The sequence below is a fragment of the Rhizobium sp. CFBP 8752 genome (genome assembly GCF_014842035.1).
Lineage (GTDB): Bacteria > Pseudomonadota > Alphaproteobacteria > Rhizobiales > Rhizobiaceae > Neorhizobium > Neorhizobium soli.
The window spans coordinates 1-23,025 of the sequence record NZ_JACYUZ010000004.1; the positions used below are offsets into that span (position 1 = coordinate 1).

Sequence of the window (23,025 nt, forward strand, 5' to 3'; positions counted from 1 at the left end):
ATCAAACTCTCAAGTTGAGAATTCAATCATGACTAATCACTTTATGTTCTGAATTGACGAGAACTCATCCGATCAATTCCCGCATCACTGCGAAAACCAATCTGGTGTTCTCATATCAAAACGTGACCGTCATTTGTCTTCTAACAGGTGAGCCTAAGCCCACCTTGCGAGACCGCCGACCACGTTTCTCTTTCTTCTCATATTCAATTGTCAAAGAACCGACATTCCCACCATAAAGGCTAAAACGTCACAAAACCCAAGAGTCAAACCGTAACCCGGCCCCAATCAGCATCCGCCAATCTTTTAAGGTTTTCACCGAAACGAAGAAGTCCGTCGCTAGCAGCGCCGCCGCCCTCGTTCAGTGAGCGGGTTATAGATCCGAGGCCCGGAACAAGTCAACAGGGGCAGTCGCAAAAACTTCAAGAAAACGGTAAGCTGTTGAGATAGCGCGATAAAATCGGGATCCACCATATCGAGGCCTCGGAACGGGCTATTTGGCGCTACGTTTATTTGTGCAATCGGCCCTGTCTTTGGCCCTGCCTTGAAACCGCCCCGACATCTTCACAATCGCATGGGAATAGCTTTGCATATGAAGAGTGATTTCGCCCCTATAGAGTACGCGCGAAGGCCACGGGCTTCGACCCGCGAGCCAAGTTTGACTCATGTCGCTAGAACGGGCACATGGTTGGCCCAAGGTACTGCAGGCAGCATTCCTTTGCTGTCTATGGAAGAACACGCATCACGGGACTGGCAAAGACTGGCATGATGACGGCCCGCAGCATGATACGCACGCTCGGCAACGAACCGCCGATCCTCGCTGATGGGCGTCGCGCGCCGGATCGGCGCGAAATTTCCATGCGCTGGCTTTCCGGCACCTTTCTGACAGGCATCACATCGTCTCTCCTGATGGGCGTCGCGCTGTTTGCAGCGCTTGACGGGCGCCAGCAGCTTGCCACGCCTGCCGAAGCCTCTGCCGCGGTCCCTTCAGATCATGACGACGACATCACGTCGCGCGGCAAGCGCCTGCTCGGCGGCAATATCGTTGCCATGCCGACCGATCGACGGATCATGGAAGTGTCGACCGTCGTTCACGAGGGCAATAAGGAAGTCGTGCGCCGCCGGCCCTTCGCGCATGTGAAGATGAACCTGGCCGTCAACAACGTCGCGCCGGAAGCCTATCCGAAATTCGATCCGCTCAGCATCTTCTCGTCCAGCGAAGCGCCGCCGCCACCCAACAGCCGCACCGGCGTGATCTACGGATCCAATGTGGAATCCGATGTCAGCCTGCAGACCGTGCCCTTCCCCGTGAAGGGCGGCACTTATGCTTATGCGGCGCCGATGACGCTCGAGGAAGTGGAAGAAAACGTCCGCTCCAACGGATCCGTGCTGACTTCGGGCAATACCCAGCTCTCGGCGCTCTATTATGTCGACCCGCAGCGCTTCTCCTCCGAAGATGAGGATGTCGACCTGACATCGGGTCTGGCTGCCCGCATCGTCGAGCAGAACATGTCTGTCTCGACGCCCGAACCCTTTACCGCACGCAGCCGCGAATATGCAGACGATATCATCCCGGTCCGCCAGCCGACCACGATCGCCCAGGCGATGACCTCCGTCGGCTACCCCGAGACCAAGGCCCGCGAAATTGCCGGCTATCTCAAGTCGCGGATCGGCAGCGAGGATGTGGCCGCCGGCGACGTGATCCGCATCGGCGTGATCCAGGAGGGCCAGATGGTCCTCGTCGTGCGTGCCAGCATCTATCGCCGGGGCAACCACCAGATCACCGTTGCCGCCGACGACAAGGGCCATTTCATCGACGGCAAGGAACCGCAGATGCTGGATGCGGTCGCATCCGCGTTCAGCGAGCAACCGGCCATCGTCGCCGGCCGCGAATTGCCCGATGTCTATGACGGCATCTATCGCGCCGCCCTCTCCTACGGCATGAACAGCGATATGACATCGCTGCTCGTCAAGCTTCTCGCCAGCAATGTCGACCTTCAGGCACAGCTGCGTCCCTCCGACATAATCGAGGCCTTCTTCTCCGTTTCGGACGAAAAGGGTCAGGCCAGCCGGGATTCGGAACTTCTCTATGTAAACGCCAGGTTTGGCGACACGACTACCCGGTTTTACCGGTTCCAGGATCAGGATGACGGTTCGGTCGATTACTTCGATCAGGACGGCCGCAGCGTCCGGCAGTTCCTGTTGCGCAATCCGGTTCCGAACGGACGCTTCACGTCAGGCTTCGGCATGCGTAACCATCCGATCCTCGGCCGGGCCTTGATGCATACCGGCTCCGACTGGGCGGCCCCGCGCGGCACGCCGATCATCGCGACGGGCAACGGCACCGTCGAAAAGGCGGGCTGGGACAGCGGCGGTTACGGCAACCAGACTCTCGTGCGCCATGCCAACGGTTATGTCTCGTCCTACAATCACCAGAGCGCGATCGCCAAGGGCGTTCGCGAAGGCGCCAAGGTAACCCAGGGTCAGGTGATCGGCTATGTCGGCTCGACCGGCCAGTCGACCGGCGCCCATCTGCATTACGAACTCGTGGTCAACGGCACCAAGGTCGATCCGATGAAGGTGCGCCTGCCCGGCGGCAAGTCGCTCGACGGCAAGGCACTGGCGCGGTTCGAGGAAGAACGCACCCGCATTGATGCGCTGCTGAAGAGCACATCGAAGCCGGCCGAAGTCGCCAGCCGCTAATCTTGCCCTCAAACGAAAAAGGCCGCCCCGTTTCCGGTGCGGCCTCATTTTTCGTTCGCGGTTTGCGTTTATGCCGCTTCGCTCATGCTGCCCTTGATACGAAACAGCAGCCGGTCCGAGCCTGATGTCACGTTGATCGTCGATCCGTCCGGGATCTGTCCGGCAAGGATCTGCTCGGCCAAGGGATCCTGCACGAACTTCTGGATCACCCTCTTCAAAGGTCGGGCGCCATAGACAGGGTCGTAACCCTTGTTCGCCAGCCATTCGCGGGCATCGCTGTCCAGTTCCAGTTCGACCTTGCGATCGGCCAGAAGCTTCAGCAGACGCTGCAGCTGGATATCGACGATCGCGCCCATCTCGTTGCGCTTCAGCCTGTGGAACAGGATGATTTCGTCGACGCGGTTGAGGAACTCAGGCCGGAACGAGGCTTTCACCACGCCCATCACCTGCTCGCGCACGCTTTCAGAATCCTCGTCCTCGCGAAGGCCGGTCAGATATTCGGCCCCGAGATTGGATGTCATGATGATCATCGTGTTCTTGAAGTCGACCGTGCGGCCCTGCCCGTCCGTTAGGCGCCCGTCGTCGAGAACCTGCAGGAGAACGTTGAAGACATCGGGATGCGCCTTTTCGATCTCATCGAACAGAACGATCTGGTAGGGCTTGCGCCTGATGGCTTCGGTCAGAGCACCACCTTCGTCATAGCCGACATAGCCGGGAGGCGCGCCGATCAGCCGCGAGACGGAATGCTTCTCCATGTATTCCGACATGTCCAAGCGCACCATCGCGGTTTCGTCGTCGAACATGAAGCGCGCGAGCGACTTGGTGAGCTCGGTCTTGCCGACCCCGGTCGGGCCGAGGAAGATGAACGAGCCGATCGGCCGGTTCGGATCCTGCAGTCCGGCACGCGAACGGCGCACCGCGCGCGACACGGCCTGCACCGCATCGCCCTGGCCGACGACCGATTTCGCCAACTCGTCTTCCATCCGCAGCAGCTTGTCGCGCTCGCCTTCCAGCATCTTGTCGACGGGAATACCGGTCCAGCGCGACACCACATGCGCGATAGCATCCGGATTGACCACTTCCTGCACCATGGCATTGGTGGAACTGTCCTGCGCTTCGGCCTGTGCGAGCTCCTTTTCGAGATCGGGAATGACACCATAGGTCAGCTCGCCGGCACGCTGGTATTCACCCTTGCGCTGGGCAGTGGCCAGCTCGTTGCGTGCTTCGTCGAGCTTGCCCTTGAGATCGGCGGCAAGTCCGAGCTTCTGCTTTTCAGCCTGCCAGCGCGCGGTCAGCGCATCTGCCTGCTCTTCCAGCGACGTCACTTCGGTTTCCAGCCGCACCAGCCGGTCGGCCGAAGCCGTGTCGGTTTCCTTCTTCAGCGCCTCACGCTCGATCTTCAGCTGCATGATGCGGCGATCGAGTTCGTCCAGCTCTTCGGGCTTGGAATCCACCTGCATCCGCAACCGCGATGCGGCTTCGTCCATCAGATCGATCGCCTTGTCCGGCAGGAACCGGTCGGCAATGTAGCGGCTGGACAAGGTCGCAGCAGCAACCAGAGCCGAGTCAGAGATGCGGACCTTGTGGTGCTGCTCGTATTTTTCCTTCAGGCCGCGCAGGATCGAGATCGTATCCTCGACCGACGGTTCCTCCACCATGACCGGCTGGAAACGACGGGCAAGGGCCGGATCCTTTTCCACATGCTTGCGGTATTCGTCGAGCGTGGTCGCGCCGACGCAATGCAGCTCGCCGCGGGCAAGAGCGGGCTTCAACAGATTGGACGCGTCCATAGCGCCATCCGCCTTGCCGGCTCCGACCAGCGTGTGCATCTCGTCGATGAACAGGATGATCTCGCCGTTTTCCGACTGCACTTCGTTCAGCACGCTCTTCAGCCGCTCTTCGAACTCGCCGCGATATTTCGCGCCGGCAATCAGCGCGCCCATGTCGAGCGCCATCAGCTTCTTGTCTTTGAGGCTTTCCGGCACGTCGCCATTGACGATACGCAGCGCCAGACCTTCGGCGATCGCCGTCTTGCCGACGCCGGGTTCGCCGATCAGGACGGGATTGTTCTTGGTGCGACGCGACAGAACCTGGATCGTGCGACGGATTTCGTCGTCACGGCCGATCACCGGATCAAGCCGGCCATCGCGCGCTTCGGTCGTCAGGTCGCGGGCATATTTCTTCAGGGCTTCAAAGCCCTGTTCAGCGGTGGCGCTATCGGCGGTGCGGCCCTTGCGAAGGTCGTTGATGACCTGGTTGAGACCCTGCGCCGTCAGCCCCGCCTTCTTCAGGCTGGCCGATGTCGAGGCGGAGCTTTCGATCAAAAGCGCCAGCAGCAGGCGTTCCACCGTGACAAAGCTGTCGCCAGCCTTCTTGGCGGCTTCTTCCGCGGTCGTAAACACTTTCGCCAGCGGCTGCGAAAGATAGATTTCGCCGTTGCCGCCCGAAACCTTCGGCAGCTTGGAAAGCGCCGCATCATTTGCGATCCGCGCATCCTTGGCGCTGCCGCCTGCGCGCTCGATCAATGCGGACGCCATGCCCTGATCGTCGTCGAGCAGAACCTTGAGCAGGTGCTCCGGCGTGAACTGCTGATTGCCAGCGGAAAGAGCCTGGGTCTGTGCGGACTGCAGGAAGCCCCGCACGCGCTCGGAATATTTTTCGATGTTCATAAGATAAACCTCCTGAATCGCCCTGCCCTCCATGGAGGCACAGACCGATGATTGAGATGGGGTTCCCTTTAGAGGCGAACCCGGCAGGCCAACCGGCCTTGGTGAAGATATGGGAGCGCGATTTTCCGATTTAAAGAACCGGACGAGAGGATTTAGCCGATATCGGCGAAGCGCGGATCAAGGCAGGATCTTGCGATCTCGTCGCGCCGGAAGATGGCCCGACGCCCGGATGTAAAGACTGACACGTGCCGCTGACATTAGCCAGGTCTCGGAGCGCTGCAAGGTGGAAAGCAGACATAAAAGCCTGTCTGTTGCGAGCAGGCGTCGAGTGGTCATTGCGATCACAAGGCGCATCGTCACCTTTTTGCGTTGAAAACGCCAGCCGGGTATACGCATCCGGTCCTAGAAAGGGGCGGAAACGCACCAGCGGTCGCCTTGCGTCCGCGCTACCGGTGCCCCAAAAAGCAAAACTCCGGCCTTTCGACCAGAGTTTTCATATCATTCGTTCTCTAGAAGACCGGCTTATTCGCCAGCTTCTGCCAGTGCCGGCTTGTCGTCACCGTCACCAGCATCTCCGCCGTCTGCCGCATCGGCATCCTTGCGGGTCTGGCGACGTGGGCGGTTGCCTGCCGTGCGGCGACGGCGTGGCGTGGCTTCTGTCTGCGATTCCTCTTCGACCGAAACCTCGACCGGAGTGCCTTCGATATCCGGCTGCGGTCCGGATCCATCGACGACAGGAGCGACGGCTACCGGAGCTTCGGTGACCTGAGGCGCGCGCTGTCTCGTCCTCGCCGGAGCGACAGGCTGTTCGACAGCAGGTGCAACAGGCTGCTCCATCGGCTGCTCGTTGCCCTGTTCAGGTGCGCGTTCGGCACGGTCCTGGCGCTCTGGGCGGTCGGGACGTTCCGGGCGACGCTCGCGGCGCTCGTTCCGGTCACGCCGATTTTCGCGCGGCTGCTGGTCCTGGCCGGACTGGTTGCCCTGGTTCTGACCAGAGTTCTGGCCAGAGTTTTGACCCGAGTTCTGTCCGGAATTCTGGCCTGAGTGCTGTCCAGAGTTCTGGCTGGAATTATGCTCGCGGCGTGGCTGCTCGTCCATCATCGGCTGTGGTGCGTAGCCCATATCGTCGCCGTCACCCTGATCCATATCGTCTTGATCGATCGAGTTGCCGTCGCGGTCCTGGTATTCGCCACGCTCCTGATGCTGGAAACGATCCTGCATCTGCGCCTGCGCTGCAGCAATGATGCGGTAATAGTGTTCCGCATGCTGCAGGTAGTTTTCGGCCATGACACGGTCGCCTGCGCTTTGCGCATCACGAGCAAGCGTCGAGTATTTTTCGGCGATGTGCTGAGCGGTACCGCGAATTTTTACATCCGGGCCGGAGCTGTCATAGGACCGGCTGAGCGGGTTGCCGCCCTTGCGATTGAAATTGTTGTTTCCACCACCGCCGCTGCCGCCGCCGCCATTGCTGCTGCCGCCATTGTTGCTGCCACGCCCCCGACCGCGCTTGTTTTGCTGTCCTGGCCTCATATATCGTTCACCAACTCTCTGTCTTCGCTGATAAAAGGCCACGCGGCCCGCCGGTCATCGCCGGAACAGGACTTCGCGTGCCATGCGCAGGTCGACCAAGGCGGCCTGCCGCTTTCAAAGTCAAATTACCTGATCACGCACTGGATCTGCTCAACCTGCTCGGCCTTCGAAAAGAGCCGGTTCTACGGTTGACCTTTTAGCGAGAACGAATCGTTGTTCACTCCCAGCCGCCCCGATGCGTGATTTACGCTAACTCGCTTCCTGAAGGATTCCAAGCCCTTTCTTTTGCTTTGCAACATCGAAAGCCTGGATAATCAAGGGCCACCTCTCGTAAAGACAAGCACGCGATCGTTGTTACCATAATCACGTCTTGCTTGCGTCAAGATGAAGCCTGCATCCTCAAAGATACGTGTCACCGTGTCTCGCTGATCGAACCCGATCTCGACGCCGATCGACCCTTCGTCCTTGGGAAACGAGCCGTCTTCCTGTGGACCGCGCAGTTCGAGAAAGTGCTCGGCCTGCGATGCGATTGCCCGGTAGGCATCCAGGCCATCGGGTCCGCCGTCCAACGCTGCCGGCGGATCGAAATCGCGAACTTCCGGCTCCAGGTCAGGAATGACATCGCTTCTGATATAGGGCGGGTTTGACACGATTATGTCGAAACGCCCGTCAATTGCGTCAAACCAATGACTTCTGACGCCCTGAAACCGCTCGCCAAGATCAAGACGTTGCGCATTACGCGTCGCCGTCGAAAGCGCATCCTCGGAAATATCGGAGCCGACGCCCGTCGCTTGCGGAACCTCGCTCAACAGCGCCAGAATGATGGCGCCGGTCCCGGTGCCAAGATCGAGCACGCGGGCATGGCCCTTATCCGCAACGATCCGTCTGAGCACGGGCAGCATGCATTCGACCAGGAGTTCGGTATCCGGCCGCGGCTCCAGCGTCTCTTTCGAGAGCAACAGATCCAGCCCGTGAAACGCCCGCATGCCTAGAATACGGTGAACCGGCTCGTGACCCAGGCGCCTGGCCACGGCATCCGCAATCCGGGCCATGTCGAGGGCATCGACCACACGGTCGCCATCAACGAACACCTCGGTCGAGGAAAGTCCCAGCAAGCCGCCGATCAGAAGCCTTGCCTCGATTGCCGCATCGGCGATGCCTGCTGCAGCAAACTGCGCCCTTGCATCCGCCACCACCGTCTTCAGGACAGACGCCGGGTGCTGGCTCATCCGTGCTGCTCGCCAAGCTGCGCCAGCTGTCCCGCCTGATAGTCCGAGATCAGCGCATCGACGACTTCGTCGATCTCGCCGATCATCATCCGGTCGAGCTTGTAGAGCGTCAGGTTGATGCGGTGGTCGGTCACGCGCCCTTGCGGGAAATTGTAGGTGCGGATGCGCTCCGACCGGTCGCCCGAGCCGACCTGGCTCTTGCGGTCCGCAGAGCGTTCGCTGTCGGCTTTCTGCCTTTCCATGTCGTAGAGCCTCGAGCGCAGGACCTGCATCGCTTTCGCGCGGTTCTGATGCTGTGATTTCTCCGAACTGGTGACGACCAGCCCCGTCGGCAGGTGGGTGATGCGAACGGCAGAGTCGGTGGTGTTGACGTGCTGGCCGCCGGCGCCTGATGCCCGCATCGTATCGATGCGGATGTCGTCCGCCTTGATCTCGATATCGATCTCTTCCGCTTCGGGCAAAACTGCGACCGTCGCGGCCGACGTATGGATGCGCCCCTGCGTTTCCGTATCGGGCACGCGCTGCACCCGGTGCACGCCGCTTTCGAATTTCAGCTTGGAAAACACGCCGCGGCCGGTGACGGTGGCGATGACTTCGCGGAAACCGCCCGCTTCGCCGTCGCTGGCGGAGAGCACTTCCACCTTCCAGCCATGGGCGCTGGCATAGCGCTCGTACATACGGAAGAGGTCGCCGGCAAACAGCGCCGCCTCGTTGCCGCCGGTGCCGGCGCGGATTTCCAGGATGGCGCTGCGCTCGTCGGCCGCATCCTTGGGAAGGAGAAGGATCTGCATGTCCTTTTCCAGCTGCTCGATGCGTTCTTCCGCATCCGGCAGCTCCATCTCGGCCAGCTCGCGCATCTCGCGGTCGGTCGCCTTGTCGACAAGCATCGCACGCAGGTCTGCGACTTCAGCCAGCGTCTTTTCGTATTCACGGATCTTGGTGACCACCGGCTGCAGTTCGGAATATTCCGATGCCAGCTTCACATAGACATCGGCAGCCGGACCTTCCGACATGCGCGCCTCGATCTCGCCGAACCGGCGTTCCAGTTCGCGCATCTTTTCGACAGGAAGCTTCGCCACCCAATCACTCCACTCTTGTTCTTTGTGTTTTTCTATACGGGAATGTTGTTGGTTTCCGCAAACCGCAACAGCAAATTGCGGATCGGCTCGTCCGAGCGCACGTCGTCGAGCGCGGCGTTCAGCTCCTCGGCCAACTGCCCTGCATCGAGACCAAGCAGCATCGCCTTGACCGGCCCGATCGAGGTTGCCGCCATCGAGACCGAGCGGAAACCGACGCCGATCAGCGCCATGGCCGAAAGCGGCTTGCCGGCCATCTCGCCGCACAAGGTCACCGGCGTGCGGTTCTTATCCCCTGCCCGCGCGATGTCGCGCAGAATGCGCAGGAACGGCTTGCCGAGAATATCGAACCGGTCGGAGACGCGGGCATTGCCCCGGTCGGCGGCCATGGCGAACTGGAACAGGTCGTTCGAGCCGACAGACACGAAATCCACTTCCGCCATCAGTTCATCCAGCTGCCACATCAGCGACGGCACTTCCAGCATCGCGCCGAACTGCAGCTTGCGCGGCAGGCTGTGGCCGAATTTGGAAAGATGCTGGACTTCCTTCTGGAACAGCTCGCGCACCGCGCGGATTTCTGAAACCTCGGTGATCATCGGCAGCATCATGCGCAGCTCGGCACCCGCCGATGCCCGCAGCAGCGCGCGCATCTGGGTGCGCAGCAGGCCAGGCCGATCGAGAGACAGGCGGATCGCCCGCCATCCCAGCGCCGGGTTTTCCTCTTCCTGGCTGCGCAGGTAGGACACGACCTTGTCGCCACCGATATCGAGCGTGCGGAACGTCACCGGAAGGCCAGCCGCCTGGCGGATCACGGCGCGATAGAACGCCTCCTGTTCCTCAAGCTTCGGCATGGTCGAGGCAATCATGAACTGCAGCTCGGTCCTGAACAGGCCGATACCCTGCGCACCGGATTCGGCAAGCTGCGGCAGATCCACCAAAAGGCCGGCATTCATGTTGAGGCTTATCGCCTTGCCGTCCTTGGTGACGGGTTCGACCGAGCGCAGCGCCTTGAACTGTTCCTGGCGCCGGGCCCGCAGCTTGACCTTTTCCTCATAGGCCTTTTGCAGATCGGCCATCGGGCGCACATGCACCTGGCCGTCGTCGCCGTCGATGATGATCGGATCGCCGTTTTCGGCAAGCGCCACCAGACCCGTCGCCTGGCCGACAACAGGAATGCCCATGGCACGCGCCACGATCACCACATGGCTGGTAACAGCGCCTTCTTCCAGCACCAGGCCGCGCAGGTTCTCGCGCGGGTAATCGAGCAGTTCCGCCGCACCCATGGCACGCGCCAGAATGATCGCATCGATCGGGAAATTTTCGTCGGTCGCCCGGCCGGAATAGCCGGTCAGCTGGCGCAGCAATCGGTTGGCCAGATCGTCGAAATCATGCATCCGCTCGCGCAGATAAGGGTCGGTCAGGCGCATCATCCGCGCCTTGGTGTCGCTCTGCACCTTCTCGACCGCAGCTTCCGCCGTCAGTCCGTTATGGATCGCCTCTTCCATGCGGCGCACCCATCCCTGGTCGTGCGCAAACATGCGGTAGGTCTCGAGTACCTCGCGGTGCTCACCCTCCTGCGCCACGTCGCGGCGCTTTAGCATGTCGTCGATCGAGATCCGCAGCGATCCGAGCGCTTCGGCCAGACGGAGGATTTCCTTGTCCGAATCCTCGTTGAGAAGATTGGTGACGACGATGCGCGGCTCATGCAGCACCACATGGCCAAGCCCGATGCCCTCATTATAGCCGTTGGCCGCGATCGTGACGGCGCGGGTGAGGTCCAGCTCAAGCCCCGGTGCCGTGATCTTTTTCAGGTCGCCGGTCGCGATCATCTCGGCGATCACCATCGCCGTCGTCTCGAGCGCCTCGACTTCGTCTTCGCGGTAGTTGCGGCTGGCCTTGTTCTGCACGACGAGAACGCCGAGCGTGCGGCCGGCGCGCAGGATCGGCACGCCAAGGAAGGAATGGTAGATCTCTTCGCCGGTTTCCGGCAGGTAGCGGAACGCCGGATGCGCTTGCGCATCGGAAAGATTGAGCGGTTGTGCCGAGGCGGCGATCGTGCCGACCAGGCCCTGCCCCATCTTCAGCTGCGATGTGTGGACAGCCTCCTTGTTGAGGCCCTCGGTGGCATAAAGCTCGAGCACACCATCGGAGCGCAACACGTAGACGGAGCAAACCTCCGCCACCATGTTGCTGGCGATCTGGCGCACGATCCGGTCAAGCCGCTCCTGCGGCTCAAGTGGTTCGGCCATCAACTCGCGGAGCCGCTTCAGAAGAACGCGCGGCCCGGCCGACATGTCTCTCATCGGCATCATTGCTCCCGAATGCATCTTTAATCCGGAAGTGGCCGCGCGAGTTTCACACCCACGCGGCGAACCGGTTGACGATCAAGTCTTATCGAGACCGTAGGCGGAATGCAAAGACCGAACTGCAAGTTCCGAGTAGTCGCCGGCGATCAGGATCGAAATCTTGATTTCCGAGGTGGTGATCGCCTTGATGTTGATCGACTTTTCGGCAAGTGCCTTGAAAGCGGTTGCGGCCACGCCAGCATGGCTGCGCATGCCGATGCCGATCACCGACACCTTGGCGAGACCCGATTCGCTCTGCACGACGTCAAAGCCGATCTTCTCTTTGTTGTCTTCGAGAACGCTGATGGCCTTCGCCACGTCCCCGTAAGGCACGGTGAAGGTCATGTCGGTCTTCGATCCGTCCTCGGAAATGTTCTGGACGATCATGTCGACATTGATGTGATTTTCAGCCAGCGGGCCGAAGATGGCGGCAGAAACGCCTGGCCGGTCGGAGAGACGACGCAGGGAGATCTGCGCTTCATCCTTGGCATAGGCGATGCCCGTGACGACTTCCTGTTCCACGATCTCTTCCTCGTCGCAAATCAAAGTACCGGGCGGGTTGATGAGGTCGCCCATGCCCGGTGCATCGGGATCCTCGAAACTGGAGCGCACGAAGGTGCGAACCTTGTGAACCATGGCAAGTTCTACTGAGCGCACCTGCAACACCTTGGCGCCGAGCGATGCCATTTCGAGCATTTCCTCGAACGAAATCTTCTTCAGGCGCCGCGCTTTGGGCACGATGCGCGGGTCCGTCGTATAGACGCCGTCGACATCCGTATAGATGTCACAACGATCGGCCTTGAGAGCGGCAGCAATCGCCACCGCTGAAGTGTCGGAACCGCCGCGACCGAGCGTCGCGATCCGGTTGTCCGGGCCGATGCCCTGGAAGCCGGCAACGACGGCCACCTGGCCCTCGCCCATCCGCTTGATGATGTCGGAACCGTCGATTTCCTGAATGCGTGCGGCGCCATGGGCATTGTCGGTGCGGATCGGCAACTGCCAGCCCTGCCAGGAGCGAGCGTTTATTCCCATCGACTGCAGCGCGATCGCCAGCAGACCTGATGTCACCTGCTCGCCGGATGCAACGACGGCATCGTATTCGCGCGCATCGTAAAAGGGAGAGTCAGCGCCATTGACCTTCGGCGTGTCCTGTACCCAGCCCACCAGCTCGTTGGTCTTGCCCGACATGGCGGAAACAACGACGGCCACTTCATGGCCCGCGTCGACCTCGCGTTTCACATGGCGTGCCACATTGTGGATACGGTCAAGATTGGCGACGGACGTGCCGCCGAACTTCATCACGATGCGAGCCATTCGACAAAAACCACTGTTTCGTCCCGGCACGAACCGCTGGAACGTCTGCTTCCCGTTTCTCTGCTATCCAGGCCTCAAGGCCTGGAGTCACAAAGTTGCGGGGGTCTCATATCGAAAAGGGGCTGGCGGTGCAATGGCCGGAACAGGCCAGAACGGTACGCCCGGCAAAAACCGGAGGCAGTATTTCGCGATTATCCGCGGAAAACCGCCGAACATGAAAAGGGCCGCTTTCGCGGCCCCCGACTATCATCAACTGTAACCGTTCACGGCGGACGGGCTCCGCCGTTGTCGCCTTAGCGATTACGGCAACCCGGGCCGACGCACTGCTCAGTTTCACCCTGCGGGGCGCGACGGTCGTTGTTGCGCTCGGCACGAGGCTCCTGACGACGCTCTTCTCTGCGTTCGTCATTGCGCTCGGCACGCGGCGGCGGGCGGCGATCGTCCCTGCGGTCATCGCCACGATCCATGCGCGGCGGTGGTGGGCGACGGTCGTCGTCGCGATCAATCCGCGGTGGCGGACGGCGGTCATCCCGGTCGCGGTCGATACGCGGTGGTGGAGGGCGACGGTCGTCGTCACGATCGATACGCGGCGGTGGGCGACGATCGTCCCTGTCACGGTCGACGCGTGGCGGGTCGCGGCGGTCGCCGCGATCACGGTCCCAACCGGGACGGTTGTCCCAGCGGTCACGATCGCGGTCGCGGTCCCAACCCGGAGGTGGTGGCGGCGGACGTCTGTCACGATCCCAACGCGGCGGTGGCGGCGGCTGACGATCGGCGCGCCAATTGTAATCGCGCCAGCGATCACGTTCACGATAGAAATTGCGCTCTCTATAATGGCGACCCCAATAGTCGTTGACTTCGAAGGTCACCGTCGGGATGCCGAGACCCTGATAGTAGTCGGGCGCGACATAGACGCGGTTCGAACGGTACGCCGCCTGGACATAGTTTCCCGACACCCAGCCACGACCGCCGTAGAACGAAACGTCGCACCAGTTCACGCTGCTCATGCAGCCGTTGATGGTAACGGTCGCGCTGACCGGGATCACTGTGACCGCCGGATAGGCGGTGCTCGGACCTGACCGCATGTTCACGTTCGCGGTTGCGAATCCCTGCACGGCAGCCGAAGCAATCGACGGCGCCAGCATCAAGGCGCCGAGAGCGGCTACCCGTAAAAGTAACTTTTTCACCAGTTTCCTCCTGGAAAACATAAGCGGTCGGAATTGCTTCCGTTTTGCGCCCCGTAATTTTCAGCCTAAATGCTCGGAACGACCTATTGTTCCAGTTGTCGGCTGAATGGCGAATGAATGATGTATTTGACTGTCATTCACCCTTTTTCTCCTCGCCGTAAGCAACGGTTCATCCCGCCCGCTCACTGGAAAACAATGACTAAGCTGTCGCGCGACCTCCGCGGCGATGTCACCCCTTGACATCAACCCGGGATCGTCCGACTTCAGGCCCTAGTACGAGAGGATGACGATATGACCGAAACCACACGCAGCACAGTCGATAAGGACCAGGTTGAATGGTTCTCGAAAATGGCAGCCGAGTGGTGGAACCCGACAGGGAAGTTTCGGCCTCTCCACAAGTTCAATCCGGTCCGCCTCTCCTATCTTCGCGACCGGATCTGCGAGCATTTCGGCCGTGACCGCAACGGTCACCAGCCGCTTGCCGGTCTTCGCATCCTCGATATCGGATGTGGCGGCGGTCTGTTGTCTGAGCCGATGGCCCGCATGGGTGCGACCGTTGTCGGCGCGGACCCGTCAGAAAAGAACATCGGCATCGCTTCCACCCACGCCGCTGAAACCGGCGTTAGCGTCGATTATCGCGCAGTCACCGCCGAAGACCTGGCCGCATCGGGCGAGCTGTTCGACGTGGTCATGAACATGGAAGTGGTCGAACACGTCGCTGACGTCGATTTTTTCATCACGACCTGCGCGTCGCTGGTGAAGCCAGGCGGCCTGATGTTCGTCGCGACTATCAACCGCACGCTGAAGGCCGGCGCGCTGGCGATCTTTGCTGCGGAAAACATTCTCCGCTGGTTGCCGCGCGGCACCCATCAGTACGACAAGCTTGTGCGCCCGGAAGAGATCGAAAAGCCGCTGTCAAAAAGCGGCATGGAGATCATCCACCGCACCGGCGTGTTCTTCAACCCGCTGAGCGACCGCTGGAACCTGTCGTCCGACATGGACGTCAATTATATGCTGCTGGCGCGACGTCCGGGCTGAGCTTCAATCCTTGACGACAGCCGTGGCGGGTGTGGCAGTAACGGCGTCGACGGAGCCGCCCTTGCGGTGCAAAAGCGAGGCCCAACGGGGCCGCTCGAACAGGAAGTCGCCGATCCCTGTCGCCCTGACAATCGCGTAGAGGATGAGCGAGCTCACGATCGACACGATCATCACCGAAACGCTCAGCAGTCCCGTATCGGTAAACAGTCCGGTCTTGAGCGCTACTGCCCTGAACAGAGACATCGGGATGGTAAAGGCGAGGTAGACAACCAGCGAATGCTTGCCGAGCCAGACCAGCCAGCGCGAGAACGGCAGTTGGACGACGAGGCCGCAAGCGATGCAAAGCGCCAGCGTTCCAGCGACAGCAAGCACGAAATGCATCCCTGGCAACACCGCAGACCCCATCTGCATCCCGACCGGTTGAACCGCATAGCCGGGTGAAAACACGAGCACTCCGTTGACCAGCGCCCAGACGCACAGCGCAGCCCAGGCGCTCGCCGGATAGCGCTGGCAGAGATCGACCAGCTTCAAAATTGCGGGACCCGTCAGGAAGCCGAGATAGAAGAAGACGAAATACGCAGCAAACTGCGTCACCACATAACTCGCCGAATGGGGCGACAGGACCTCGAGGCCGATCGCGACCGGAAGAACCACCCAGGCCGGGACAGACAGCTGGTAGAACAGCTTCGTCACCAGTCCGAAAATTGCGAGCAGATAGACGAACCACAGCACGCCATAGGGCTGAATCATCGCAAAGGCCAGCTCCTTCAGCATTTTGCTGAGATCGAGCTCGTAGACCCCGATCTTGAGGCCAAGCATGATCGTGACCCAGAGCACGTAGAAATAAAGGTAATGGACCACCCGGCGGTCGACGAACTGCAACCACGGGCGGGCGATAACCTGCGACAGGAACAGACCCGAGATCAGGAAGAATTCTGGCATCCGGAATGGCGTGGCGAAACCGATGACATAGTGTAGAAAGCCGACCTGCCCGGTATATTCGCCGGTATTGTAGGCCGAGTACATCATCACAACCAGGATGATCGAGACACCTTTGGCGGCGTCGACCCACGCTAAACGATCAATCTTTTCCATGCTGCAGAGCACTTTCTGTCTGATCAAGGTTACGGGGACGCCCTTGCGATGTGATCGCAACGATCCGGCCTGTTCGGTCTAAATCCAAAGGGTCATGTCGAATGCGATGTTGGTGTCAACGTCTGCCAATTCGTCGCCGGAGTGTGGCCCTTGGAGAACTGGGCAGGATTTGAACCTGCATGTACGGGCTTGCGGGCCCGCTCCATTTCAGTCTGGCACCAGTTCATCACGGACGGCTTTCGGCAGCCCGTCCGCAGAGATAGCGCAGTCAGGTTAGAGTTCGGTAAACCGGCATGGTAAAGATGCATGTCTTGGAAGAAATACTTACAAGATACTTCCGACATCGCTAATGAACTTGAAGACCGGCGTCAGTTGCCTTCTTCCGGGAGCGTCGGCAAGGGGGCGATGTCGATGCCCTCATCAATCAGCTCGCGCACGTCGTCGAAACTTGCCTTGCCGATAATCCCGCGCGCATCGGCCTCGCCGTAATGGATCTTGCGCGCCTCTTCCGGAAATTTCTCGCCGACATCTTCGGAACTGGCGCGGATACCGGCGACGGCTTCCTTGAGCTTCGCCATCACCTCATGGCGCGCCATATTCATCGCCAACTCCTGCTTGGCTTCCTTCTTCCGTGCTGTCGAAACGGAGGGCGCCATCAGGGATTTTGAGATCGCGGTGGAATTGCAGACCGGACAGGTTAAAAAGCCGCTTTCCACCTGGCGGTCGAAATCGGCGCTTTGGGCAAACCAGCCTTCAAACGCATGTCCGTTCTCGCAGCCGAGCGAATATTTAATCACGCCGCCTCTTCCCCGTCACCGCGGTCGGGGACGATCGCCACGGAAAACTCCCGGGCATTCTTGAGGTTGGGGATCTTCTGGCGTGCCGCCCGGACCTGGTCGAGATCGATCTCGGCGATCAGGACCTCTTCGCCGGTGCCGCCAGCCATCGCCAGAACCTTGCCCCAGGGATCGACGATCATCGAATGACCGAAGGTTTCGCGGCCATCTTCGTGGGTGCCGCCCTGTGCCGCAGCAATCAGGAACGTCCCGTTCTCGATGGCGCGGGCCCGAAGCAGGATTTCCCAATGCGCCTCGCCCGTCTGGCGGGTAAAGGCAGCCGGAACCGTGAGAATTTCGGCGCCGGCCAAGGCCTCAGCCCGAAACAGCTGCGGAAACCGCACATCGTAGCAGATCGCAAAACCGAGCCGGCCGAAACCGAGGTCGGCGACCCGCGCTTCGTTGCCGGGTTCATAGGCCGAACTTTCGCGCCAGCTTTCACCGTTGTCGAGATCGACATCGAACATGTGGATCTTGTCGTAGCTGCAGACGGTTGCGCCGTCTGGCGAAAACAGGAAAGCGCGGTTGGCGATCTTCCCGTCGTCGCGGGCAATGGCGGTCGAGCCGATATGCAGGAAGACACCAAGCTCTTTTGCGAGATCGCGCGCCGTCGAGACGATCACGTCGTCCGCCTCGCCCCGGAGCACCTCGCGCGCTGCCTTGCGGTCACGCTGCAGCATGCCGGTCATTTCGGGGGTCTGAATATAGGTCGCGCCATGGGCTGCAGCGTCACGGACAAGACGCGCCATGTCGGCCGCATTCCTGACGGGATCGACGCCCGAACACATCTGGATCGCTGCAACCTTGACCGCGGTCATCGAAAAATCTCCTCAGGCCGCCAGAAGCGGATCGAGCTTGCCGGCACGGTCGAGCGCATGCAGGTCGTCGCAACCGCCGACATGCCGACCATCGATGAAGATCTGCGGGAATGTCGAACCGCCGTTCGACTTCTGCACCATTTCGGCGCGCAGTTCCTTGGAATAGGTCGCGTCATGCTCGGTAAAGGCAACGCCCTTGGATTCGAGCAGCGCCTTGGCGCGGGCGCAGTAACCGCAATATTCGCGGGTGTAAATGATCACATCTGCCATGATTTTCTCCACGTACTGTCAGGACTTTGTGCAGCGCGTCACAATTGCCGTCTCTGTCATATAGGCCCGGCAATGGCCATTGCAAAGGTCAAAACCGTCACCTCGGCAGCCCCTGCCCGCTTCAGCGCCCGGGTTGCGGAAGACACAGTTGCGCCGGTCGTGAACACGTCATCGACAAGAACGATATGCTTGCCGAACACGTCCTGTTCGCGACCCGCGGCCACCTTGAACGCGGCGCGGACGTTCTCCTCGCGGCCCCGCGCCGTCAGCCCCACCTGGCGCTGAGTGCTCTTCGTGCGCAGCAATGTTGCGGCAAGAAAGGGCTTTGCGGATTGAGCGGCGAGATGCCGCCCGAGTTCGGCTGCCTGATTGAACCGACGCCAGAACATGCGCGAGCGATGCAGCGGCACCGGGAGAATAGCGTCGCAATCGGCCACATGGGTCTCGCTCGCGCGCAGCATCCACCCGGCCATCATTGCGGCGAGGTCGGTGCGATCCCTATATTTCAGCGCATGGACGAGCGAGCGTGCCGCACCTTCGTGGATTGCCACAGCCCGCAGGCGGTCGAACACCGGGGGATTGGCGATCGCTTCCGGCGAGATCAGCAATTGCTCATCCAAAGCGGGATCGGAAGGATCATAGGAGAACGGAAGGCCTAGAACCTCGCAGTAGGGACGTTCGATGAAGCGCAGACCGCTCCAGCACTGTGCACAGAAACCGCGATGGCTGCCGGTGATCACGCCGCATCCGGGACAGGCTGGCGGGTAGACGACGTCGCCTATCCGGCGTGTCCAGACGGACGCGGCCGATTCCATGCTCCTCAGCGATCGCAAGGCGGGGGACGAAGACATGCTTGACATTAATCGACGGAGAGCGACTTTGCGACCCGCGGAAATTGAGTGGAAAACATGGACATCATTTTTGACGCCGAACTGGTCGAAGCACGGCGCCGGCGTGCGATTGCCGCTGGCGACCACAACGCGGCGTTTTTGCTGGATATAGCCGGACGCGAACTGGCCGAGCGGCTGTCCGTGGTCGAACGGCAGTTCGAACAGGGTGTCGAGTTGCATGGCGGTACCGGCACTGCAGCCCGCGAAGCGAAAGCAACCGGCAAGATCGACAACATGGTCCGGGTCGAGAGCGATCCTACCTTCGCCGTCTCTGGCGAAGACATCACGGTCGCACCGCTCGACGATGTGCCGCTTGAGCCGGATACGGTCAATCTCATCGTCTCACCGCTCGCCCTTCACTTGATCAACGATCTTCCCGGCACGCTGGTCCGCATCCGCCGGGCGCTGAAACCGGATGGGCTGTTCCTTGCCGCCATTCCCGGATCCGGCACGCTTGCCGAGCTGCGCGATGTACTTCTGTCGGCCGAGGTGGAAATGACCGGGGGCGCTAGCCCGCGTGTCATTCCGTTTGCGGACGTGCGCGACGTCGGCGGGCTACTGCAGCGGACGGGTTTTGCCCTGCCCGTGATCGATGCGGAAACCTATACGGTGCGCTACGACAACCTGTTTGCACTGATGCGGGACTTGCGCGGCATGGGCATGACCAATGCGCTCGCTGGCCGCAGCCGCAAGCCGCTGACGAAGAGCTTTTTCCTGAAAGCCGCCGAGCTTTATGCCGAACGCTACTCGGATCCGGATGGGCGCATCCGGGCCACGTTTTCGATCATCTACGCATCGGGATGGGCGCCGCATGAAAGCCAGCAAAAGCCCCTGAAGCCGGGATCGGCCAAGATGCGGCTGGAAGATGCGCTGCGCGGATCGCAGAACGAAAACTGATAGATCAGGGTAACGATCGGGGAGGGTCAGGTAATCGGCTTGTCGACCTTGCCGCCGAGGAAGCTGAACATATTGCTGAGCGCCGAGGAAAAAGCGCCGAAACCGGCGAGCAAGGCGGCCGATATGATCGCGATGATCAGGCCGTACTCGACAGCCGTCGCCCCACATTCATCGCGCATGAAGGAACGCAGGAGACGCATGACTTGCCCTTTATCCGGTAAACCGCTGATCTGTCGCCCGACTATAGCGACTAATCGTTAATTAGCAGCCATCGTTTGCGCCGTAGCCCTGTACGATGCAGACGGAGCCCGGCGTGTCCTGAAGTACGCTACGGCGGATCGTGTAGGTTTTCGTGCCCTTCTCGACCGGCTTGATCGAGCCGGTGGTGATCATGTCGAAGTCCTGCTTGACCGTTGCCAGCCGCTGCTGGTCATCGTGACCGGCGAGCATCGGCGTCACGATCAGCGCAAGCGCAACCGCAGCGGTGCCAAACAGCAGAGCAATATTGAGGGCGCCGGTCCTACCGGATCTGTGCTTTGCCCGCTGGCGGGCCTGCACAGTTTTCCAGAATTCGTCTTCCATCGCTGAAAAGCCTCGTCAACGCAGTCACTGATCCCCCTGACGATGCCACGATGGGCTGAATTAAAGGTTAACAGGCTCTGAATTCGACTGCGCTAATTCGATTGATCTCGATCAGACAAGATCCTGAATGATCGGGATCAGAGGCTCGTCGGCGGGCGGCATCGGATAGTCCCGAAGCGCGTTCGGCTTGACCCACTTGATCGCCTGCCCCTCGCGCCCGTGCGGAATGCCCTCGAAACGGCGACAGACATAGAGCGGCATCAACAGATGGAAGGTTTCATAAGTGTGGCTCGCAAATGTCAGCGGCGCGAGGCAGGCTTCCTTCGTCTGGATCCCGAGCTCCTCGTCGAGTTCACGGATCAACGTCTCCTCGGGCGTTTCGCCAGGCTCCACCTTACCCCCCGGAAACTCCCAGAGCCCGGCCAGCGACTTGCCCTCAGGGCGCTGCGCAAGCAGGATGCGGCCATCGGCATCGATCAGCGCGCAGGCTGCAACGAGAAGAATTTTCCTCGACATGAGATCGGTCACCCTTTGCGCCAGTAGCGGTATTCATAGACCTTGCGAAAGCCGAACTGGCGATAGAGGGCAATCGCCGGTTCGTTGTCTGCCTCCACCTGCAGCCATGCCGAACGGGCGCCGCTGACGCGGGCCCAGCGCAGTGCCGAGGCAAGTATTTCCGAGCCGATGCCCTGCCGCCGAACCGTTTGCGACACGGCAAACGACATGACGCCCGCAAGATCGTTGTCCTGCACGCAAAGCGCCACGGCGACGGCGCCGTGACGTGGGCTTTCCTTGATGAAAAAGCCCGATTGCGGCTTGATGGAACTGAGGATCTCCGCCAGTGCCGGCTTCAGCGCTGCGTCGTCCTGCCCCACTGCAATGCAGGCATCGACGAAACGGCCTATATCGTGGCTGGGAAGATGACCAAGCGTCGGCGGCAGCGGAAGGTGGGCGAGATCGCCGATCATCACATCTGCGGTCTCGAACATCTGCCAGCCATCATCCTCCAGATGACGGATCAGGTGGGGCGGTGCGAGCGGCGTTTCGCGCACCACCAGCGATCGTCCGTAATCGGCAAAACGCTTGCGGGCCTTCGACAACCGCAGGTCCATGTCCCGGTAATCCGACGGATCGAGCGGCACGATGCAGTTGAGACGCTTCGACGGATGGCTACCCGTCAACCGAACCTGCCAGCTGCCGTCATAGACCACGGAAGCCGCGGGCCAGGCCCGGAAGCCGACCGCTTCCAGTCTCCGAACCAGCGGCAGGTCGCCTTGCGCGAGAGATGCGGTCATATCCGTCATCAGCTCCGGTAATCGCCGTTGATGGCAACATATTCCTTGGTGAGGTCGCAGGTCCAGACGGTGGCCGTGCCGGAGCCGAGGCCGAGTTCGACCTTGACCGGAATGTCCTGCCCCTTCATCACGTTGGACGCGGCCTCTTCCGAATAGGAAGGATCGCGTTCGCCATTGACGGCAACGCGGACATCGCCGAACCAGATCGCCAGCTTGTCGCGGTCCGCCGCTTCGCCGGCCTTGCCGACGGCCATGACGATACGGCCCCAGTTGGCGTCTTCGCCGGCGGCGGCGGTCTTGACCAGCGGCGAATTGGCGATCGACAGCGCGATCGTCTTGGCGCTAGCATCGCTTTCAGCGCCCGTGACCGTGATCTCGAGCATCTTGGTGGCGCCTTCGCCATCGCGCGCAACCTGGATCGCCAGGTCCTTCAGAAGCGCGTTCAACGCATCCCGGAAAGACGACAGCGCCGGATCGGCGGGATCGGTGATCTGCGCCTGGCCGTCTGCAGCAGCAGCCCCCGTTGCAAACAGCATCAGCGTATCGGACGTGGACGTATCGCTATCGACCGTCATGGAATTGAAGCTTGGCTCGACGCCTGCAGAGAGAAGCGACTGCAGCACCGAAGACGAGATATCGGCGTCGGTGACGACGAAAGACAGCATCGTCGCCATGTCAGGCGCGATCATGCCAGCACCCTTGGCAATGCCGTTGATCGTAACCGCGACGCCGCCGATCTCCGCCATGCGGGTCGCGACCTTCGGATAGGTATCCGTGGTCATGATCGCCTTGGCAGCCTCCTGCCAGAAATCGCCCGTGGCCGACCCGTGCATATCGCCAAGCACGCCTGCAAATTTCGTGGCATCGAGCGGTTCGCCGATGACGCCTGTCGATGCGAGGTAAATTTCATTCTCGCTGCATCCGACAGCAGCCGCTGCCGATTGTGCGGTAAGTTCCGTTGCCTGGCGGCCCTTGGCGCCGGTAAACGCGTTGGCATTGCCGGAATTGACCACCACGGCCCGCGCGGTGCCATGGGCTAAGTTCGCGCGGCAGAAATCCACCGGTGCCGACGGGCATTTCGACTTGGTGAACACGCCGGCCACCGCTGCCGGTGCGTCGAACACCATCAACAGCACGTCGGTACGGTTCTTGTATTTGATGCCGGCGGCAGCTGTCGCCATGCGGACGCCGCGCAGGGCCGGCATTTCGGGATAGGACTTCGGGGCGAGCGGCGAGACGGAAGAGGACATCTGA

20 protein-coding genes and 1 tRNA gene are annotated in these 23,025 nt (G+C 60.9%); 3 read left to right on the forward strand and 18 right to left on the reverse strand.

Annotation, left to right across the window (positions count from 1 at the left end):
• The first annotated feature begins 762 nt into the window (after positions 1–762).
• On the forward strand, positions 763–2,700 hold the full coding sequence (locus IFT59_RS18505) for a M23 family metallopeptidase (protein ID WP_192087772.1): 1,938 nt from the start codon (positions 763–765) through the stop codon (positions 2,698–2,700).
• A 68-nt stretch (positions 2,701–2,768) separates the two neighbouring features.
• On the opposite strand, the gene clpB is transcribed toward IFT59_RS18505, so the two are convergent.
• The 7 genes from clpB to IFT59_RS18540 form a co-directional block, all read right to left on the reverse strand.
• Positions 2,769–5,369, reverse strand: coding sequence for an ATP-dependent chaperone ClpB (clpB, locus tag IFT59_RS18510; RefSeq protein WP_192087773.1), 2,601 nt, complete (start codon positions 5,367–5,369; stop codon positions 2,769–2,771).
• Between the two features lie 522 nt (positions 5,370–5,891).
• Positions 5,892–6,899, reverse strand: a complete 1,008-nt coding sequence (locus IFT59_RS18515) for a DUF4167 domain-containing protein (RefSeq protein ID WP_192087774.1) — start codon at positions 6,897–6,899, stop codon at positions 5,892–5,894.
• A 314-nt stretch (positions 6,900–7,213) separates the two neighbouring features.
• On the reverse strand, positions 7,214–8,128 hold the full coding sequence (gene prmC / locus IFT59_RS18520; protein WP_192087775.1) for a peptide chain release factor N(5)-glutamine methyltransferase: 915 nt from the start codon (positions 8,126–8,128) through the stop codon (positions 7,214–7,216).
• Positions 8,125–9,207 carry a peptide chain release factor 1 gene (gene prfA, locus IFT59_RS18525; RefSeq protein WP_062454274.1) on the reverse strand — a complete coding sequence of 361 codons (1,083 nt, stop codon included), beginning with the start codon at positions 9,205–9,207 and terminating at the stop codon, positions 8,125–8,127. Before prfA ends, prmC begins: the two co-directional genes overlap by 4 nt.
• Before the next feature lie 32 nt (positions 9,208–9,239).
• Positions 9,240–11,507, reverse strand: a complete 2,268-nt coding sequence (gene ptsP, locus IFT59_RS18530) for a phosphoenolpyruvate--protein phosphotransferase (protein WP_192088076.1) — start codon at positions 11,505–11,507, stop codon at positions 9,240–9,242.
• Between the two features lie 81 nt (positions 11,508–11,588).
• Complete coding sequence (locus IFT59_RS18535; protein WP_062454275.1) at positions 11,589–12,863, reverse strand: aspartate kinase; 1,275 nt, start codon at positions 12,861–12,863, stop codon at positions 11,589–11,591.
• 293 nt (positions 12,864–13,156) lie between these two features.
• Positions 13,157–14,050 carry an SH3 domain-containing protein gene (locus IFT59_RS18540; RefSeq protein ID WP_092664587.1) on the reverse strand — a complete coding sequence of 298 codons (894 nt, stop codon included), beginning with the start codon at positions 14,048–14,050 and terminating at the stop codon, positions 13,157–13,159.
• A 291-nt stretch (positions 14,051–14,341) separates the two neighbouring features.
• Here IFT59_RS18540 and ubiG point away from each other — a divergent pair, with 291 nt between their 5' ends.
• Positions 14,342–15,088: a bifunctional 2-polyprenyl-6-hydroxyphenol methylase/3-demethylubiquinol 3-O-methyltransferase UbiG gene (ubiG, locus tag IFT59_RS18545; RefSeq protein ID WP_192087776.1), complete on the forward strand. Its 747-nt coding sequence runs from the start codon at positions 14,342–14,344 to the stop codon at positions 15,086–15,088.
• Between the two features lie 3 nt (positions 15,089–15,091).
• On the opposite strand, the gene IFT59_RS18550 is transcribed toward ubiG, so the two are convergent.
• The 6 genes from IFT59_RS18550 to IFT59_RS18575 form a co-directional block, all read right to left on the reverse strand.
• Positions 15,092–16,183: an acyltransferase family protein gene (locus tag IFT59_RS18550; protein WP_192087777.1), complete on the reverse strand. Its 1,092-nt coding sequence runs from the start codon at positions 16,181–16,183 to the stop codon at positions 15,092–15,094.
• Between the two features lie 151 nt (positions 16,184–16,334).
• A tRNA-Ala gene (locus tag IFT59_RS18555) sits at positions 16,335–16,408 on the reverse strand.
• 143 nt (positions 16,409–16,551) lie between these two features.
• Entirely contained in the window at positions 16,552–16,980 is a 429-nt protein-coding gene (locus IFT59_RS18560) for a DUF1178 family protein (protein ID WP_192087778.1), read from the reverse strand.
• Entirely contained in the window at positions 16,977–17,837 is an 861-nt protein-coding gene (locus IFT59_RS18565) for a carbon-nitrogen hydrolase family protein (protein ID WP_092664580.1), read from the reverse strand. The genes IFT59_RS18560 and IFT59_RS18565 overlap by 4 nt, the downstream gene beginning before the upstream one ends.
• A 12-nt stretch (positions 17,838–17,849) precedes the next feature.
• Positions 17,850–18,107, reverse strand: a complete 258-nt coding sequence (gene grxC / locus IFT59_RS18570) for a glutaredoxin 3 (RefSeq protein ID WP_062454280.1) — start codon at positions 18,105–18,107, stop codon at positions 17,850–17,852.
• A 56-nt stretch (positions 18,108–18,163) separates the two neighbouring features.
• Positions 18,164–18,922: a ComF family protein gene (locus IFT59_RS18575; protein ID WP_249407650.1), complete on the reverse strand. Its 759-nt coding sequence runs from the start codon at positions 18,920–18,922 to the stop codon at positions 18,164–18,166.
• Between the two features lie 93 nt (positions 18,923–19,015).
• On the opposite strand from IFT59_RS18575, the gene IFT59_RS18580 reads away from it, so the two are divergent.
• Entirely contained in the window at positions 19,016–19,894 is an 879-nt protein-coding gene (locus tag IFT59_RS18580; protein WP_062454282.1) for a methyltransferase domain-containing protein, read from the forward strand.
• Positions 19,895–19,920: 26 nt separating this feature from the next.
• Here the strand turns inward: IFT59_RS18580 and IFT59_RS18585 are convergent, their stop codons facing one another.
• The 5 genes from IFT59_RS18585 to argJ all read right to left on the reverse strand — a co-directional run bounded on the left by IFT59_RS18585 (position 19,921) and on the right by argJ (position 23,021).
• Positions 19,921–20,094, reverse strand: coding sequence for a Flp family type IVb pilin (locus IFT59_RS18585; protein WP_062454283.1), 174 nt, complete (start codon positions 20,092–20,094; stop codon positions 19,921–19,923).
• 61 nt (positions 20,095–20,155) lie between these two features.
• Positions 20,156–20,476 (reverse strand): hypothetical protein, encoded by a 321-nt coding sequence (locus tag IFT59_RS18590; RefSeq protein WP_062454284.1) that lies wholly within the window; start codon positions 20,474–20,476, stop codon positions 20,156–20,158.
• A gap of 111 nt (positions 20,477–20,587) precedes the next feature.
• Entirely contained in the window at positions 20,588–20,992 is a 405-nt protein-coding gene (gene mutT, locus IFT59_RS18595; protein WP_062577544.1) for an 8-oxo-dGTP diphosphatase MutT, read from the reverse strand.
• An 8-nt stretch (positions 20,993–21,000) separates the two neighbouring features.
• Positions 21,001–21,771 carry a GNAT family N-acetyltransferase gene (locus tag IFT59_RS18600; protein ID WP_092664664.1) on the reverse strand — a complete coding sequence of 257 codons (771 nt, stop codon included), beginning with the start codon at positions 21,769–21,771 and terminating at the stop codon, positions 21,001–21,003.
• Between the two features lie 8 nt (positions 21,772–21,779).
• Complete coding sequence (gene argJ, locus IFT59_RS18605; RefSeq protein ID WP_062577490.1) at positions 21,780–23,021, reverse strand: bifunctional glutamate N-acetyltransferase/amino-acid acetyltransferase ArgJ; 1,242 nt, start codon at positions 23,019–23,021, stop codon at positions 21,780–21,782.
• Positions 23,022–23,025: the final 4 nt, after the last annotated feature.

Excerpts from the sequence above, each read along its gene's own strand:
- IFT59_RS18505 (WP_192087772.1), top strand. The coding sequence starts at position 763 with ATGATGACGGCCCGCAGCATGATACGCACGCTCGGCAACGAACCGCCG.
- clpB (WP_192087773.1), bottom strand. The coding sequence starts at position 5,369 with ATGAACATCGAAAAATATTCCGAGCGCGTGCGGGGCTTCCTGCAGTCC.
- IFT59_RS18515 (WP_192087774.1), bottom strand. The coding sequence starts at position 6,899 with ATGAGGCCAGGACAGCAAAACAAGCGCGGTCGGGGGCGTGGCAGCAAC.
- prmC (WP_192087775.1), bottom strand. The coding sequence starts at position 8,128 with ATGAGCCAGCACCCGGCGTCTGTCCTGAAGACGGTGGTGGCGGATGCA.
- ptsP (WP_192088076.1), bottom strand. The coding sequence starts at position 11,507 with ATGAGAGACATGTCGGCCGGGCCGCGCGTTCTTCTGAAGCGGCTCCGC.
- IFT59_RS18535 (WP_062454275.1), bottom strand. The coding sequence starts at position 12,863 with ATGGCTCGCATCGTGATGAAGTTCGGCGGCACGTCCGTCGCCAATCTT.
- ubiG (WP_192087776.1), top strand. The coding sequence starts at position 14,342 with ATGACCGAAACCACACGCAGCACAGTCGATAAGGACCAGGTTGAATGG.
- IFT59_RS18550 (WP_192087777.1), bottom strand. The coding sequence starts at position 16,183 with ATGGAAAAGATTGATCGTTTAGCGTGGGTCGACGCCGCCAAAGGTGTC.
- IFT59_RS18565 (WP_092664580.1), bottom strand. The coding sequence starts at position 17,837 with ATGACCGCGGTCAAGGTTGCAGCGATCCAGATGTGTTCGGGCGTCGAT.
- grxC (WP_062454280.1), bottom strand. The coding sequence starts at position 18,107 with ATGGCAGATGTGATCATTTACACCCGCGAATATTGCGGTTACTGCGCC.
- IFT59_RS18575 (WP_249407650.1), bottom strand. The coding sequence starts at position 18,922 with ATGGAATCGGCCGCGTCCGTCTGGACACGCCGGATAGGCGACGTCGTC.
- IFT59_RS18580 (WP_062454282.1), top strand. The coding sequence starts at position 19,016 with ATGGACATCATTTTTGACGCCGAACTGGTCGAAGCACGGCGCCGGCGT.
- IFT59_RS18585 (WP_062454283.1), bottom strand. The coding sequence starts at position 20,094 with ATGCGTCTCCTGCGTTCCTTCATGCGCGATGAATGTGGGGCGACGGCT.
- IFT59_RS18590 (WP_062454284.1), bottom strand. The coding sequence starts at position 20,476 with ATGGAAGACGAATTCTGGAAAACTGTGCAGGCCCGCCAGCGGGCAAAG.
- mutT (WP_062577544.1), bottom strand. The coding sequence starts at position 20,992 with ATGTCGAGGAAAATTCTTCTCGTTGCAGCCTGCGCGCTGATCGATGCC.
- IFT59_RS18600 (WP_092664664.1), bottom strand. The coding sequence starts at position 21,771 with ATGACCGCATCTCTCGCGCAAGGCGACCTGCCGCTGGTTCGGAGACTG.
- argJ (WP_062577490.1), bottom strand. The coding sequence starts at position 23,021 with ATGTCCTCTTCCGTCTCGCCGCTCGCCCCGAAGTCCTATCCCGAAATG.